This window comes from uncultured Ruegeria sp. (genome assembly GCF_947504215.1).
Lineage (GTDB): Bacteria > Pseudomonadota > Alphaproteobacteria > Rhodobacterales > Rhodobacteraceae > Ruegeria.
In genome coordinates, this window is record NZ_CANNGO010000002.1 from 147,558 (window position 1) to 161,905 (window position 14,348).

Here is a 14,348-nt window from a genome sequence, read left to right on the forward strand (position 1 = left end):
TGAAAGTTGAGTATCATGTCGCTGACCCTCGCCATCGTGGGGCGCCCCAATGTGGGCAAATCCACACTGTTCAACCGCCTTGTGGGCAAACGACTGGCCTTGGTCGATGACCAGCCTGGCGTGACGCGTGACTTGCGCGAAGGCGAAGGGCGACTGGGCGATCTGCGGTTTACCGTGATCGACACGGCGGGGCTTGAGGACGCAACCGACGATAGCCTTGAGGGGCGCATGCGCCGCCTGACCGAACGCGCCGTCGACATGGCCGATGTCTGCCTGTTTATGATTGATGCGCGCGTGGGGCTGACCCCCACCGATGAGATGTTTGCCGAAATTCTGCGCAAGCGGTCAAGACACGTGATCCTTGCGGCCAACAAAGCCGAAGGCAACGCGGCTGATGCAGGGGTGCTAGAGGCCTACAACCTAGGTCTCGGCGAACCGGTTCGTCTTTCAGGCGAGCATGGTGAAGGGATGGCTGACCTATATGATCAGCTCATGCCTTTGGCGGATGCGGCCGAAGAACGGGCGGTGGATGACACCCCCATAACGAACATTGAACTGGATGAGGATGGCGAGGGCGAGACGCCTCTGATCACGGCAGAAAAACCATTGCAGGTGGCTGTTGTTGGTCGTCCGAATGCCGGAAAATCCACGCTGATCAACAAGATCATGGGCGAAGACCGCTTGCTGACGGGGCCCGAGGCCGGGATCACGCGCGACGCCATCAGCTTGCGTGTCGACTGGGCGGACCCTGACGGGAACAGCACACCGATGCGTATCTTTGATACCGCAGGCATGCGCAAGAAAGCCAAGGTTCAGGAAAAGCTGGAAAAGCTTTCAGTTTCGGACGGGCTGCGGGCCGTCAAGTTCGCCGAGGTTGTGGTTGTTCTTCTGGACGCGGCGATTCCCTTCGAACAGCAGGACCTGCGCATCGCAGATCTTGCCGAACGCGAAGGCCGTGCTGTTGTCGTTGCCGTCAACAAATGGGACATCGAGGAGGACAAGCAGGAAAAGCTGCGCGATCTCAAAGAATCTTTCGATCGGCTGCTGCCACAGCTACGTGGCGCGCCGCTGATTACCGTCTCTGCAAAAACAGGTCGGGGGCTTGAGCGGCTTCGTGATGCCATCTTGCGCGCTCATGATGTGTGGAACCGACGGGTACCGACGGCTGCACTAAACCGCTGGCTGACGGCCATGCTGGAGCAGCACCCGCCACCAGCGCCGCAGGGACGACGGATCAAACTGCGCTACATGACCCAGGCCAAAACTCGGCCGCCGGGATTTGTGGTTATGTGTTCCCACCCCGACAAGATGCCGGCCAGCTATTCCCGGTACCTGGTGAATGGTCTGCGCGAAGACTTTGATATGCCCGGCTCGCCGATCCGCCTGACGCTGCGCGGGCAAGGGGATAAGAACCCCTACAAAGGGCGGCGCAAGAAAAACGCTGGTGCATTGGCCAAACATCTCAAGGGTAAGGCGTAACTGCGCCAATTTTCAGCACTTTTACTGTCAGGGCGTGACAGTCTGTTTTCGGCGCGCTAGCATTTGCTTGCGTGCATATGTTTTCGTGTGCGCTGCTTGTACACGGGTGATCCGTGCATAGTTTTGGAACAGTTTGAACCGGACCATCGTGGGGAGCGGGCTGGATGGATCTGAGGGAATATACTCGACAATACGCAGTTCAGGACAACCGGCTTGCTGCGCTAAGCTATTTCGGCACATTTGCGGTGTATTTTGCATCGCTGGCCCTGGCGATTACTTATGTTGACCGCTGGTACGTTATGGTGCCGGCGGGGATAGTATTTGCCTTTTCTGCCGTTCGTTTATACGTGCTGCAACATGATTGCGGACATCACTCGTTGTTTGTAACACGCGAGCAAAACGAATGGGCCGGGCATGGCCTGTCGCCTTTTACATTTGCGCCGTTCGAAGTGATGAAACAGAACCACAATCTGCACCACAGCGGTATCGGAAATCTGGAGCATAGAGAGACCGGCGAAATCCACACGATGACCCTGCGCGAGTGGCGCGCGGCGGATTGGAAAACCCGGCTGTATTACCGGCTGTACCGTAATCCGTTCATCCTTGTACCGCTTGGTGCGCTGTTCACGTATTTCATTCGCTACCGTTGGCCCAAGAACACTGTGCAGTTCGGGGTCACGGGCGTTTTGCTCCACAATGTCTCGATCGTGGTTTTTCTGGGCTTGCTTTACATGATTGCCGGCACTACCGGCATTCTTGTTTGGCTGGTATTCTCTTTTCTGGGGGGGATGCTGGGCGTATTCCTTGTGTATTTGCAGCATAACTTCGAAGATACGTATTGGGACCGCCGTCCGGACCTGAACCCGCAGTTGGCGGCCCTGGAAGGGTCATCGGCTTTGGATTTCGGCTGGTGGTTCGACAATGCTGTGGCCTGTATCACGCTGCACGACATTCACCACTTCAATGCGCGTATCCCGTCTTATCGGCTACGCGCCTGTCATTACAACCTGCCGCCCGAATTCACCCCTAGACGGATCAAATTTCCCGAGGCAGTGGCGGCTTTGAACCTCAAGCTTTGGGATGAGGAAGCGAAACGGCTTGTGCCGTTCCCAAAGAACGAGCCTAAATCGGATCTGGCTCACAGCAGCTAGGACTGCAGGCTGAAGTTTTGAAAAGCTTGTAGGTTCGTATATCTTGCGTATATACGAATGTGCAGGGAGCAAAAGAAGGGACCAATGATGACCGCAGTGACCGATGTTAAAGGTGTAGGAGAAACGCTGGGCAAGGCGTTGAATTCCAACGGTTTCAGAACCGCAGAAGCGATTGCCAAGGCAAATCCTGCGGATTTGGTCAAGGTTCCTCGCATTGGTGCTGCTCGTGCGCTTGTGTTGATTTCTGCGGCAAAGGACGCCATCGCCTCCAAACCTGCAGCCGCTACTAAAGCAGCTGCCAAACCGGCGGCGCGTCGTGCACCGGCGCGAAAACCGGCGACCCGGAAACCTGCCACCCGAAAGCCTGCGGCACGTAAGACCGTTGCTGCCGCTGCTGCTGAAAAACGGGCTGAAGATGCCGCGCGCAAGGCGGCCAAGGAAAAAGCTGAGGCCGAGTTGGCCGCAGCCGAGGCCAAGAAAAAAGCCAAAGCCAAGGCCAAGGCCGAAAAAGCTGCCAAAAAACGCAAGGAGATGGAGGCCGCATTCACCAAAGCCAAGGATAAGGTGAAAGCCAAATCCAAAAAGGACAAAAAGTCCAAGAAGGATAACAAAAAGAAGGCCGACAAAAAGAAAGACAAAAAGTCCAAGAAGGACGGCAAGAAAAAGGATGGAAAAAAGGCGAAGAAGTAATCTTCTTCGCCTTGTTACGCTCGCTGAACCGGCGTCTTGGGCGTCGGTTTTTTGTTAGCTTAGTGTGCCGTCAGTTTGCAGCGTCAGCTTTTCACCCAGATAGGGGCCCAAAGGCTGCGGCAGCGATACGGTGCCGTCCTCGTTTTGTCCATTTTCCAGAACCGCGATCAGGCAGCGCCCGACGGCAAGGCCCGACCCGTTCAACGTATGGACATATTCCGGTTTGCCACCGCCTTCAGGACGGAACCGGGCGTTCATTCGACGTGCCTGAAATGCACCCGTGGTCGATACCGAGCTGATTTCGCGATACGCGTCCTGTCCGGGCAACCAGGCCTCGATGTCGAACGTACGGCGTGCACCAAAGCCCATATCGCCGGTGCACAGGACAACGGTCCGATAGGGAATGCCCAATTGCTCCAACAAGGCCTCGGCGCAGCGGAGCATGCGTTTCTGTTCTTCATCCGAATTGTTCGGATGGGTAATCGAGACCATCTCGACCTTTTCGAACTGGTGCTGACGCAGCATGCCTGCTGTGTCTTTGCCCGCGCTTCCAGCCTCGGACCGGAAACAGGCGGTATGCGCGGTCATGCGGATGGGCAGGGCGGCTTGATCCAGAATATCGCCTGACACCGAGTAGGTCAGAGTGACCTCAGATGTTGGGATCAACCACCAGCCATTTGTTGTCTGATAGCTGTCATCGCCGAACTTAGGCAGCTTGTCTGTGCCATACATAGCCTCGTCGCGTACCAGAACCGGTGTTTGCATCTCGGTCAGGCCGTTTTTGTCGATATGCGTGTCCAGCATGAACTGGGCCAGGGCCCGGTGGATGCGGGCCACGCCCTTGGACAGGTTCACAAACCGGCTGCCGCTGGTTTTAGCGGCGGTTTCAAAATCCATCGCCGCCGCGACGGCCGGGATTTCATAATGCTCTTTGGGATCGAAATCGAAGTTGCGCGGCGCACCCCAGCGATTGACCTCGACATTGTCGTTTTCGTCTGCGCCTTGCGGGACGTCATCGGCGGGCAGGTTGGCGATGCGCGCCAGCTGATCGGTCAGCAGCGCGTCCAGGTCCTTAGCCTCAGTCTGCATCTGGGCGATTTCCGCCTTTTTCTCGGCGACCAGCGCGCGCAGGCGTTCGAACTCGACCTCATCGCCGCGCCCTTTGGCGGCGCCAACTTCTTTGGACGCCTTGTTCTGTTCAGCCTGAGCCGTTTCCGCAGCCAGAATCTTGGCACGGCGGCTCTCGTCTAGGCGCAGCAGGTCTGACGACACCGGCGCGTCCCCACGGCGCGCAAGGGCGGCGTCAAAGGCGGCGGGGTTTTCGCGAATGGCGCGGATGTCGTGCATGAGTCATGTCCTTAATGCGTGAATCACTAAAGGCGCTTATGCACTATCTCGCGGGCAGGGTGTAGCGCTGGCGTAGGAAATTACGCCTTGTTTGCATCATCCTGATCGTCTTCATGTGCAAGGTGCCCATCCCAGGCTTCTGAAGGGATTTTAGGTTCCGGTGGATCGGCCATATAGGATGGGGTCATGATCTGTACATTGTTCTCGTTGAACACGGCGACAATGTTGCGATGCAGGTCCGATTTGATCCGGGGAATGATGCTGCCACGGGTGGTATACCCGTTGATCTGATAGTCGATCGCGTAGTCTGCCAGGGCGGTCCACAACACAAAGGGTTCCGGCTTGGTTTTGATGCTTTTGGTCCGATGGGCGGCCTCGATCAACATGGCCTCGACCTTGGCGGGAGGTTCTTCATAGCCAATGCCAACCGTCGTGTGCAAAAGCAGGCCGCTGCCGTCGGTCTTTTTTGAAAAATTGATCACATCTGAGTTCATCAGCTGTGCGTTGGGGATCGAGATCAGCTCGTTCTTGATGGATTTCAGGTGTGTCTCCATCAGTTTGATCCGCACAACATCGCCGATATGCTCGCCAATCTGAATGCGATCCCCGATTGAGGTGGACCGCCGATAAATCACGAACAGCCCTGCCAGCATGTTGGATACAACCGAATTCGCGCCCAGCGACAGCATCGCCCCCACCAGAATGGTCAGGCCCTGAAAGGCCGCTGAATCCGAGCCCGGAATGTAGGGCACAGCAAAGACAAGCGCGATCAAAACCACAACGACACGCGCAATGTTGAAGGTCGGCCCAATCCAGTGCTTGTCGAAATCGCGCATCTCAAACGTACCAGCTTCGACAGCATCAAAAAACACGCGCATCCCTTTGATAATGTACAACGTCACCCATGTGATCAGGGCCAGCATGATCAGATTGGGGACATAACTGACGATGCCTTTGACGATCACCAGCACCGGGTCAGTGAGATAGGTCAGCAGAACTTCGGCGATGTATCTGGTTTCTGCAAAGGACAGCAGGACAAAGGACAGGTAGTAATAAAACCCCAGAAAAAAGACAACCAACAGAACGAAATTCAGGCCATAGCGGATCAAACCCGCGATGGCTTCGGCCTGGACATGTTCGGCAGTCGCAGTTTCAACGCCTTTCAGATAGCGCTGTACGATCTGGAAGGTGCGCCGTTTAATCCTGCGATATAGCCACATGATCAGGGTGACGAAAAGTATGAAACCAATGGTCCATGCCCCGGCCTCGATTGCGCCGGATACACGGGCCTGATCAGTTCGGTTCGCCCGGTAGCTGGCAATCGCCGCCCCGATGACATCGCCATGCAACTGACTGAGAACGCTCAGTTCAACTTGTTCCAGCTCAGCATCCGCCGCCGTGACAACCGAAACCTGAATGCCATCAACTAGGATGGCTGTGCCCAGCTCGGTCTGTTCATAGGTGATTGTGACACTCGGCGCTTCTGACGCTTCGGCGGCGTTGATGATCTGGTTTTGAACCCTTTCTGCCCGTTCGCTGGCGGGCAGGGCGCTTGTGCCGCGCAGGTGGAACAGCGCCTCACCATCTACGACCACAGGAGCCTGGAAAACATCCGATTGTGTGGCGTCGGTTTCCGCATTGTCAGACGCGTCTTCTTGTGCGTGAACCGGCCCGACCAATCGGATGATCAGAAAAACAGCAAGCAGGAAATGAACCAGCAACTGGAAGCGTTTGAAAAGATGGGGCATCGGTCCTCCTGCGGGCCGACTATATCCAAGTGCGTCTGCGTTCCTAGGACATATCTGCAACGTTCGCGATCATCTTTTGTGTTTGGTGCGATATTCGGGTGGGTTGCAGCGCCGCGTTTGCTTGCAAACGCTTAAATCAAAGCATAGGTTCGCGCCAAATTTGCGGAAACACGCCGCAACATCTGAACAAAGGAATATCCCATGGATGGTGGCGCAATCGCCCAATTTCTCCCGCTGATCCTGATTTTTGCGATCATGTATTTCCTGCTGATCCGTCCGCAGCAGAAGAAAATGAAGGAACATCAGGCTATGGTCGAGGCTGTGCGCCGGGGCGATCAGGTCGTTACCCAAGGCGGTCTGATTGGCAAAGTGTCCAAGGTCAAGGAAGGCGACAACGAGATTGAAGTCGAAATCGCCGACGGTGTTAAGGTTCGTGTGGTCAAGTCGACAATCGCTCAGGTGCTGAACAAGACCGAACCGGCGAAGTAATTTCGCGCCACAGTTCCTTGAAAAGGCAGGGTAATGCTGCAAATTGATACCTGGAAGCGGGTTCTGATCTGGCTGGTCTGCGTGACTGGCCTGCTGATGGCCCTGCCGAATGCGTTTTATACGCGTGTCGAACAATCGAACGATGCCAAAGCCGCTATTGAGCTGGGCATCGACACACCCGAGATGCAGGCCGATGCCGAGCAGTGGCCGAACTGGATGCCGTCGTCTCTGGTCAATCTGGGCCTTGATCTGCGCGGGGGTGCGCATCTGCTGGCCGAAGTACAGGTTGGTGACGTCTACGAATCCCGTATGGAGGCCATGTGGCCCGAGATCCGGGATGCGTTGCGGGATGAACGGGCAACGATTGGAACAATCCGCAAACAACCGTCCGACCCTGATGAGATTCGTGTTCGTATCAGCGAGCCCGCAGGTATGCCCCGCGCGCTTGAGGTTGTGCGCGGTCTGGCCCGTCAGGTGCAGACCCTGACCGGTGTGGGCGCCACGGATATCGAGGCGCGTGCCGAGGGTGACACGATTGTTGTGCAACTGTCCGATGCCGAAAAGCTGGCCTCGGATGATCGCACCGTTCGCCAGTCGTTGGAGATTGTGCGCCGCAGAATTGATGAGGTCGGCACACGTGAACCGACAATTCAGCGCCAAGGTACCGATCGTATTCTGATTCAAGTGCCGGGTATCGGTAGTGCGGGTGAGCTGAAAGAGATCATCGGGACGACCGCTCAGCTGACGTTCAATCCGGTGGTGAATCGCGGAACAGACGCGGACGCCGTGCCTGGGATCGGTGAAAGTCTTGTGCCTTCGTTGGACGAACAGGGACTGTTCTACATGATCGAGTCCGCCCCGGTTGTGACTGGCGAAGAATTGGTGGACGCGCAACCGGCGTTTGACCAAAACGGCCGCCCGGCGGTGAGCTTCCGCTTCAACACGTCTGGTGCCCGCAAGTTTGGTGACTACACCCGCGATAATGTCGGCTCACCCTTCGCCATTGTTCTGGATGACGAAGTCATTTCAGCCCCGGTCATCCAAAGCCATATTCCGGGGGGGTCTGGTATCATCACCGGAAACTTCACTGTCGAAGAAAGCACCAATCTGGCGGTTTTGTTGCGTGCTGGCGCGTTGCCTGCGGGCTTGGAGTTTCTCGAAGAACGCACCATTGGCCCCGAGCTGGGTCAAGACAGCATTGACGCCGGTAAAGTTGCGACCATTGTGGCATTCGTTGCCGTGCTGGTCTTTATGGCGCTCAGCTATGGTTTGTTTGGCCTGTTCGCCAATATTGCGTTGATCATAAATGTCGGGCTGCTGTTTGGTCTTTTGTCCCTGATTGGGGCGACACTGACGTTGCCGGGCATTGCGGGGATTGTTCTGACGGTGGGTATGGCGGTGGATGCCAACGTGCTGATCTTTGAACGTGTCCGCGAAGAACTGAAATCCGCCAAAGGCCCTGCGCGCGCGATCGAACTGGGTTATGAGAAGGCTTTGTCAGCCATTCTTGACGCCAACGTGACCACGTTCATCACCGCCGTCATTCTATTCGCCATGGGCAGCGGTCCTGTGCGCGGCTTCGCCATCACTCTGGGCTTGGGCATTTTGACATCGGTCTTCACTGCGATCTTCGTGACCCGCCTGATGATTGTCATGTGGTTCGAGCGCCGCCGTCCGAAAACGATCGAGGTTTGACATGAGACTGAAACTCGTACCCCAGAGCACCTCGTTCGATTTCTTCAGCCGCTGGAAGCTGTGGCTGGGCATCTCCGGCCTTATGATGGTGATCGCTTTCACATCTTTTATGCTGCAAGGCCTGAACTTTGGTATCGACTTCCGCGGTGGCACAACGATCCGAACGCAAAGCGCGCAAGAGATCGATGTAGGCATGTATCGTGATGCGATTGCACCACTGGAACTGGGTGACGTCACAATCACCGAGATTTTTGATCCGACTTTTGGTCCGAATGAGAATGTCGCAATGATCCGCATTCAGGCACAGGAAGATGCCGAAGCGGTCGAAGCATCAACGATCAGCGCCGTCGAAGCGGCGTTGGCGGGTGCCGTGCCCGACGTTAAATTCGTGTCTGTTGAATCCGTTGGTCCCAAAGTTTCCGGCGAATTGATCCAAACTGCTGTTATCGCGGTCGTTTTGGCTATCGGAGCAGTGCTCGTCTATATCTGGCTGCGGTTCGAATGGCAGTTTGCATTGGGCGCTGTGGCTGCGTTGGTGCACGATGTAATCCTGACAATCGGCATCTTCTCGGAACTGCAAATTCGGTTCGATCTGGCCATTATCGCGGCGCTTCTGACCATCGTGGGTTACTCGCTGAATGACACTGTGGTCGTGTTTGACCGAGTGCGAGAGAACCTGAGGAAATACAAGAAGAAGGACCTCAAAGAGGTTCTGAACATCTCGATCAATGAAACGCTTAGCCGGACAGTGATGACCTCGGTCACCACGCTGCTGGCTCTGATCTCGCTTTATGTGCTGGGCGGTGATGTGATCCGCGGATTTGTCTTTGCGATGATCTGGGGTGTGATCGTGGGAACCTATTCCTCGGTCTTTGTGGCGTCGACCATCCTGTTGTGGCTAGGCGTAAAGCGCGACTGGTCCAAACCGCCAAACACCTCTGGCAATCAATTTGCCAACGTCGATGCCTGAGATTTTTGGTCAGTCCCCACAGGGGCTGGCCATTATTCTATTTGCAGCTTTTATGGGCGGCATAGTGCGGGGCTTTTCAGGGTTTGGTACGGCTCTGATATTCCTTCCACTCGCAACACCTCATCTTGGTCCGTTTGGTGCACTGATCGGGCTGACGATCATGGACATCTTTGGTCCTCTGCCCAATCTGCGTCGCGCATGGTTGGTGGTGGACAAGGGCGATTTGACCCGGCTTGTTCTGGGCTGCGCCCTGGTCTTGCCATTGGGCCTTTGGCTGCTGACGCAGGTCGAACCCGAGGTGTTTCGCTATGCGGTCAGCTTCGTTGCCCTGTTCATGCTTGCAGTCTTGATCCTTGGGGTGCGGTATCGAGGCAGGGTCAGCCGAACCATGGTCACTGCTATCGGTGGGGCCGCCGGGTTTCTGGGTGGTGTTGCCGGTCTGCCCGGTCCCGCCGTCATTCTGTTTTACATGTCCCGCCCTTTGCAAATCGAAACGATACGGGCGACAATTTTGCTGTTCCTGTTCGGTTTTGATTTCCTGATCCTTGGATATCTGACGGGGATGGATCGTGTGACGCTGGCGACCGCCGGTCTTGGGCTGGCCCTGGCGGTGCCAAATCTGATTGGCAACTGGTTGGGTGGCTGGCTGTTCCGTCCGGACCGAGAGCAGCTGTACCGGGCCGCAGCGTACCTTGCGATTGCATTGGCGGCCTTGTCGGGCCTGCCGCTTTGGGGCTAGAACGCATCTATGCGGTTGAACGAAATCACATATAGCAACGCAGTACCGATTGACGGCTACGGACCTGGCTTTTTTCGCATTGGCGGCAAGGCATACGAAGGTGCCGTCTTGACTGGACCTGAAGGCACAAGCGTTTGGGGCGGATATGCGGATCAGGCGTCGCTATTGGCGCTGGCGGATAAGGTAGACGTGGTGTTTATCGGCACCGGTGCCGAGTTGGCGCACATTCCGCCTGCATTGCGAAACGCGCTGGAAGCCGCCGGAATGGGGGTTGAGAACATGAACTCTCCGGCCGCATGCCGCACCTATAACGTCTTGTTGTCCGAGGGCCGCCGCGTCGCGCTGGCCCTGTTGCCGGTCTGAGATCGCGTCAGTGACCTGTGGCAAATCCCGCCTTTTGCCCCCAACGGCAATGCGATAGGCGGGCCCCATGACATTGACCGTAACCGATCTGACCATCACCCGAGGCGGCGTCCCCGTGCTGGAGGGTCTGAACTTCGCGCTGGAAACGGGCAGGGCCCTTATTCTGCGAGGCCCAAATGGGATCGGGAAGACCACATTGCTGCGAACGCTGGCCGGGTTGCAGCCACCGCTTGTGGGAACGATTAAGGGCGCAGAGGATCAGATCGCATATGCGTCGCATTCGGACGGCTTGAAGCCGACCCTGACGGTGACTGAGAACCTGGCTTTTTGGGCCTCAGTTTTCGGCACTGACAGTATTCAGCCTGCGCTGGATGCTTTTGCGTTGAATGAGTTGGCCGACCGTCACGCCGGTAACCTGTCCGCCGGGCAAAAACGCCGGCTTGGGCTGGCGCGCATGTTGGTCACTGGGCGCTCGATCTGGATGCTGGATGAACCAACGGTGTCTCTGGACAAGGATGCAGTTCAGATGTTTGCCGATGCTGTCCGAGCGCATCTTGCAGAGGGCGGTTCGGCGCTGATTGCCACCCATATCGACCTTGGTCTGGATGGGGACATTCTGGATGTCGGTGCCAACAAGGCCAAGTCCGGCCCACTGGATGATTTTGACGGAGGCTTTTTATGATCGCCCTGTTGCTGCGTGATCTGAAACTGGCCTTTCGGGCTGGTGGTGGTTTTGGTTTGGGTCTGGCCTTTTTTCTGATCGTAACTGTTATGGTGCCGTTTGCGGTCGGTCCTCAGTCTTCACTGCTGGCCACTATCGCGGCGGGGGTGTTGTGGCTGGGCGCGCTTTTGGCGTGCCTGTTATCGCTGGATCGACTGCTTGCGTTGGATTGGGAAGACGGGTCGCTGGATCTGTTGGCCACGGCGCCTTTGCCGCTTGAGGCCGTCGTTACAGTCAAGGCACTGGCTCATTGGTTGACCACTGGATTGCCCTTGGTTCTGGTGGCTCCGATCCTGGGAGTACTGTTGAACCTGCCTGCTCCGGGGTTCTTTTGGCTAGTCATTTCACTGTTGGTCGGCACGCCGGCCCTGAGCGTGATCGGGACGTTCGGCGCGGCCCTGACCGTGGGCCTGAAACGGGGCGGTTTGTTGCTGTCGCTTCTAGTGCTTCCGCTTTACGTGCCGACGCTGATTTTTGGGGCCGAGGTTGCCCGCCGCGGTGCACTCGGAATGGAGACGCAAACACCACTGCTGATGCTAGCCGGGATCACGGCTGCAACCATCGCTTTGCTGCCTTTCGCCAGCGCAGCCGTATTGCGGATCAATCTGCGGTGAACCGCCACAGTTTTGACCGATGTCAATTGAGAACAACTCGGATTTGGACTAGATAAAACCCATGTCTATCGCAGCCAAAGCTAACGCCCTTTGGGAATACGCCAACCCGCGAAAATTCCTTGCGACCAGCGAGCGTGTCTTGCCGTTTTTCTGGATCACCTCGATGTTTTGTATCGCCTTAGGGCTGGTTTGGGGGTTTTTCTTCACACCGGACGATTACAAGCAAGGGTCGACGGTCAAGATCATCTATCTGCATGTCCCCGCAGCACTGATGGCGATCAATTGCTGGCTGATGATGCTGGTAACCTCGCTGATCTGGCTGGTGCGCCGACACCATGTCAGTGCGCTGGCGGCGCGGGCAGCGGCCCCGATTGGGATCGTGATGACCTTGATCGCTCTGGTCACAGGAGCGATCTGGGGACAGCCGATGTGGGGCACCTGGTGGGCCTGGGATCCACGGCTGACCTCATTCCTGATCCTGTTTTTGTTCTATCTGGGCTACGTTGCGCTATGGGAGGCAATCGAAGATCCCGATACGGCGGCTGATCTGACCTCGGTCCTGTGTCTGGTGGGATCGGTCTTTGCGATCCTTAGCCGCTATGCCGTGAATTTCTGGAACCAGGGTCTGCATCAGGGGGCTTCGGTTCTTCGGGCGGGGGCCGTTACCGGCACAGATACCGAAGAGAAGGTCAGCAACATCTTTTTCTACCCGCTGCTGGTCTGCATCATTGGGTTTGTGCTGCTGTTTGTGGCTTTGGTTCTGTATCGCACAGGCACGGAAATTCGGGCGCGTCGGATAAAGGCGTTGCTGGCACGGGAGAGGGTAGGCGGATGATCCCTGATCTTGGAAAATACACTGATACAGTTCTGACATCTTATGCGGCATCGATTGTGTTATTGGCGGCACTGATCGTGTTCAGCGTGCTGCGCGGTCGTAAAGTGCGGGCCGAGATGGAAAAGGTTGAACAAAGGATGACGCGAAATGGCTAAAATCTCGCCCCTGATGGTTGCGCCGCCGCTGATTTTTGGCGCCTTTGCCGTGCTGGCAGGGATTGGCATGTTCCGCGACGATCCAAATGCCCTGCCATCAGCCCGCGAAGGTCAAGCCGCGCCGCCGGTTGTCCTGACCGAGTTTCCGGGCAAACCGTTGTTCGATGACACAACGTTGCGCGACGGAGAGGTCAAGCTGGTCAACTACTGGGCCAGTTGGTGCGCTCCGTGCCGGGCCGAACACCCCAATCTTGAGGCTTTGTCGCAGGAAGGCATTCCGGTCTACGGGATCAACTATAAGGACAAATTGGACAATGCCGAGGCTTTCCTGACCGAGTTGGGCGACCCCTATGAAGCCATCGGACGGGATGAGCAGGGACGCATGGCACTGGATTGGGGCCTGTATGGCGTGCCGGAAACCTACGTGATTGACGGCGAAGGCACAGTTATGCTGCGGTTTGCCGGGCCAATAACTCAGCGCGTTATCGAAAGCACGATCCGCCCGGCGCTGGAAAAAGCCGCAGGCGGATAGCGATGGCAATGCCGCTAGAGCCGATAGCCACCCGTTACGCCCAAGACTTCTCCGGTTACAAAACCAGCAGCATCTGAAGCGAGAAAGCGCACGACCTTGGCGATATCTTCGGGCGTCCCGGCCCGACCAAGCGCAGTGTCTTTCACAAACAGCGCGGTCAGCTCCTCGGGTCGTGGCGCTTCGGGGATGTTGATTGCGCCCGGAGCAATGGCGTTCACCCGGATGCCTGACGGGCCGAGTTCTTTGGCCATCCCGCGGGTCCAAAGGTTCAGGGCCGCTTTGCTGGCACCATATGTAACGGCATCTTTGGGTGGCAATACGGCGTTCATCGACGAGATGCTGACTAGCGACGCACCGCGTTTCAGGTGAGGCAATGCAGCCGCCAATAAGGCGGCCGGTGCCAACAGGTTGAGGTCGAGCATTGCCCTATGTTCTTCGGCTCGGAAATCCTCTTTCGGTGTGGATCGCACAAGGCCCGCATTGTTCACAATGACATCCACTTGGCCGAAACGATCGATCACATGATCGACAACCTTTTCAGCTTGACCAGCTTCCGTCAGATCGGACTGGATGGCCAGAAGATCATCGCCAACAAGAGAATTGTCCGGTTCGGTCGAAAGCCAGGTGAAGGCAACGCGATGATCGCGGCTCAGGTCTTCGACAATTGCGCGTCCGATGCCGCGAGCACCACCTGTGATCAGAGCAACTTTTTTCATAGGGGCACCAAACCGTCAATTCGACCGGAAGGCAATGTCGCCACGTTGAAAAAGCGTTTCGTAAGGCGCCGCATCGCTTAAAAAAGGGCACTCACCTGAGCGCC

Annotated in this window: 16 protein-coding genes; 13 read left to right on the forward strand and 3 right to left on the reverse strand. The window is 56.7% G+C overall.

The features are described 5' to 3' along the window. Positions 1 to 15 precede the first annotated feature (15 nt). The 3 genes from der (at position 16) to Q1B21_RS06020 (ending at position 3,320) form a co-directional block, all read left to right on the forward strand. The gene (der, locus tag Q1B21_RS06010) at positions 16 to 1,479 is read left to right on the forward strand and encodes a ribosome biogenesis GTPase Der (protein WP_299887125.1); all 1,464 of its coding nucleotides are present in this window, start codon (positions 16 to 18) and stop codon (positions 1,477 to 1,479) included. Between the two features lie 164 nt (positions 1,480 to 1,643). Next, positions 1,644 to 2,630, forward strand: a complete 987-nt coding sequence (locus tag Q1B21_RS06015) for a fatty acid desaturase (RefSeq protein WP_299887128.1) — start codon at positions 1,644 to 1,646, stop codon at positions 2,628 to 2,630. 84 nt (positions 2,631 to 2,714) lie between these two features. Then, complete coding sequence (locus Q1B21_RS06020) at positions 2,715 to 3,320, forward strand: helix-hairpin-helix domain-containing protein (RefSeq protein WP_299887131.1); 606 nt, start codon at positions 2,715 to 2,717, stop codon at positions 3,318 to 3,320. A 54-nt stretch (positions 3,321 to 3,374) separates the two neighbouring features. On the opposite strand, the gene serS is transcribed toward Q1B21_RS06020, so the two are convergent. Together serS and Q1B21_RS06030 are read right to left on the reverse strand one after the other, a co-directional pair. Then, positions 3,375 to 4,667: a serine--tRNA ligase gene (gene serS, locus Q1B21_RS06025; RefSeq protein ID WP_299887134.1), complete on the reverse strand. Its 1,293-nt coding sequence runs from the start codon at positions 4,665 to 4,667 to the stop codon at positions 3,375 to 3,377. An 80-nt stretch (positions 4,668 to 4,747) separates the two neighbouring features. Then, entirely contained in the window at positions 4,748 to 6,415 is a 1,668-nt protein-coding gene (locus Q1B21_RS06030; RefSeq protein WP_299887137.1) for a mechanosensitive ion channel domain-containing protein, read from the reverse strand. 201 nt (positions 6,416 to 6,616) lie between these two features. On the opposite strand from Q1B21_RS06030, the gene yajC reads away from it, so the two are divergent. From yajC to Q1B21_RS06080, 10 genes are all read left to right on the forward strand, one after another. Continuing rightward, positions 6,617 to 6,904: a preprotein translocase subunit YajC gene (gene yajC, locus Q1B21_RS06035; protein WP_298936143.1), complete on the forward strand. Its 288-nt coding sequence runs from the start codon at positions 6,617 to 6,619 to the stop codon at positions 6,902 to 6,904. A gap of 33 nt (positions 6,905 to 6,937) precedes the next feature. Further along, entirely contained in the window at positions 6,938 to 8,599 is a 1,662-nt protein-coding gene (secD, locus tag Q1B21_RS06040) for a protein translocase subunit SecD (RefSeq protein ID WP_299887140.1), read from the forward strand. Between the two features lies 1 nt (position 8,600). Further along, on the forward strand, positions 8,601 to 9,569 hold the full coding sequence (gene secF, locus Q1B21_RS06045; protein WP_299887143.1) for a protein translocase subunit SecF: 969 nt from the start codon (positions 8,601 to 8,603) through the stop codon (positions 9,567 to 9,569). Further along, positions 9,562 to 10,308 carry a sulfite exporter TauE/SafE family protein gene (locus Q1B21_RS06050; RefSeq protein ID WP_298936140.1) on the forward strand — a complete coding sequence of 249 codons (747 nt, stop codon included), beginning with the start codon at positions 9,562 to 9,564 and terminating at the stop codon, positions 10,306 to 10,308. The genes secF and Q1B21_RS06050 overlap by 8 nt, the downstream gene beginning before the upstream one ends. A 9-nt stretch (positions 10,309 to 10,317) precedes the next feature. Next, a complete protein-coding gene (locus Q1B21_RS06055; protein WP_299076229.1) occupies positions 10,318 to 10,671 on the forward strand; it encodes an Mth938-like domain-containing protein in 354 nt (117 codons plus the stop codon). 67 nt (positions 10,672 to 10,738) lie between these two features. Continuing rightward, the gene (ccmA, locus tag Q1B21_RS06060) at positions 10,739 to 11,353 is read left to right on the forward strand and encodes a heme ABC exporter ATP-binding protein CcmA (protein WP_299887147.1); all 615 of its coding nucleotides are present in this window, start codon (positions 10,739 to 10,741) and stop codon (positions 11,351 to 11,353) included. Continuing rightward, the gene (gene ccmB, locus Q1B21_RS06065) at positions 11,350 to 12,006 is read left to right on the forward strand and encodes a heme exporter protein CcmB (protein WP_299887150.1); all 657 of its coding nucleotides are present in this window, start codon (positions 11,350 to 11,352) and stop codon (positions 12,004 to 12,006) included. The genes ccmA and ccmB overlap by 4 nt, the downstream gene beginning before the upstream one ends. A 61-nt stretch (positions 12,007 to 12,067) precedes the next feature. Next, positions 12,068 to 12,841 carry a heme ABC transporter permease gene (locus Q1B21_RS06070; RefSeq protein ID WP_299076220.1) on the forward strand — a complete coding sequence of 258 codons (774 nt, stop codon included), beginning with the start codon at positions 12,068 to 12,070 and terminating at the stop codon, positions 12,839 to 12,841. Next, positions 12,838 to 12,996, forward strand: coding sequence for a heme exporter protein CcmD (gene ccmD, locus Q1B21_RS06075; protein WP_299887153.1), 159 nt, complete (start codon positions 12,838 to 12,840; stop codon positions 12,994 to 12,996). Before Q1B21_RS06070 ends, ccmD begins: the two co-directional genes overlap by 4 nt. Then, positions 12,989 to 13,528 (forward strand): DsbE family thiol:disulfide interchange protein, encoded by a 540-nt coding sequence (locus tag Q1B21_RS06080; protein WP_299887156.1) that lies wholly within the window; start codon positions 12,989 to 12,991, stop codon positions 13,526 to 13,528. Before ccmD ends, Q1B21_RS06080 begins: the two co-directional genes overlap by 8 nt. Positions 13,529 to 13,542: 14 nt before the next feature. On the opposite strand, the gene Q1B21_RS06085 is transcribed toward Q1B21_RS06080, so the two are convergent. Further along, positions 13,543 to 14,244, reverse strand: a complete 702-nt coding sequence (locus Q1B21_RS06085) for an SDR family oxidoreductase (RefSeq protein ID WP_299887159.1) — start codon at positions 14,242 to 14,244, stop codon at positions 13,543 to 13,545. Positions 14,245 to 14,348 lie beyond the last annotated feature (104 nt).

Excerpts from the sequence above, each read along its gene's own strand:
- der (WP_299887125.1), top strand. The coding sequence starts at position 16 with ATGTCGCTGACCCTCGCCATCGTGGGGCGCCCCAATGTGGGCAAATCC.
- Q1B21_RS06015 (WP_299887128.1), top strand. The coding sequence starts at position 1,644 with ATGGATCTGAGGGAATATACTCGACAATACGCAGTTCAGGACAACCGG.
- Q1B21_RS06020 (WP_299887131.1), top strand. The coding sequence starts at position 2,715 with ATGATGACCGCAGTGACCGATGTTAAAGGTGTAGGAGAAACGCTGGGC.
- serS (WP_299887134.1), bottom strand. The coding sequence starts at position 4,667 with ATGCACGACATCCGCGCCATTCGCGAAAACCCCGCCGCCTTTGACGCC.
- Q1B21_RS06030 (WP_299887137.1), bottom strand. The coding sequence starts at position 6,415 with ATGCCCCATCTTTTCAAACGCTTCCAGTTGCTGGTTCATTTCCTGCTT.
- yajC (WP_298936143.1), top strand. The coding sequence starts at position 6,617 with ATGGATGGTGGCGCAATCGCCCAATTTCTCCCGCTGATCCTGATTTTT.
- secD (WP_299887140.1), top strand. The coding sequence starts at position 6,938 with ATGCTGCAAATTGATACCTGGAAGCGGGTTCTGATCTGGCTGGTCTGC.
- secF (WP_299887143.1), top strand. The coding sequence starts at position 8,601 with ATGAGACTGAAACTCGTACCCCAGAGCACCTCGTTCGATTTCTTCAGC.
- Q1B21_RS06050 (WP_298936140.1), top strand. The coding sequence starts at position 9,562 with ATGCCTGAGATTTTTGGTCAGTCCCCACAGGGGCTGGCCATTATTCTA.
- Q1B21_RS06055 (WP_299076229.1), top strand. The coding sequence starts at position 10,318 with ATGCGGTTGAACGAAATCACATATAGCAACGCAGTACCGATTGACGGC.
- ccmA (WP_299887147.1), top strand. The coding sequence starts at position 10,739 with ATGACATTGACCGTAACCGATCTGACCATCACCCGAGGCGGCGTCCCC.
- ccmB (WP_299887150.1), top strand. The coding sequence starts at position 11,350 with ATGATCGCCCTGTTGCTGCGTGATCTGAAACTGGCCTTTCGGGCTGGT.
- Q1B21_RS06070 (WP_299076220.1), top strand. The coding sequence starts at position 12,068 with ATGTCTATCGCAGCCAAAGCTAACGCCCTTTGGGAATACGCCAACCCG.
- ccmD (WP_299887153.1), top strand. The coding sequence starts at position 12,838 with ATGATCCCTGATCTTGGAAAATACACTGATACAGTTCTGACATCTTAT.
- Q1B21_RS06080 (WP_299887156.1), top strand. The coding sequence starts at position 12,989 with ATGGCTAAAATCTCGCCCCTGATGGTTGCGCCGCCGCTGATTTTTGGC.
- Q1B21_RS06085 (WP_299887159.1), bottom strand. The coding sequence starts at position 14,244 with ATGAAAAAAGTTGCTCTGATCACAGGTGGTGCTCGCGGCATCGGACGC.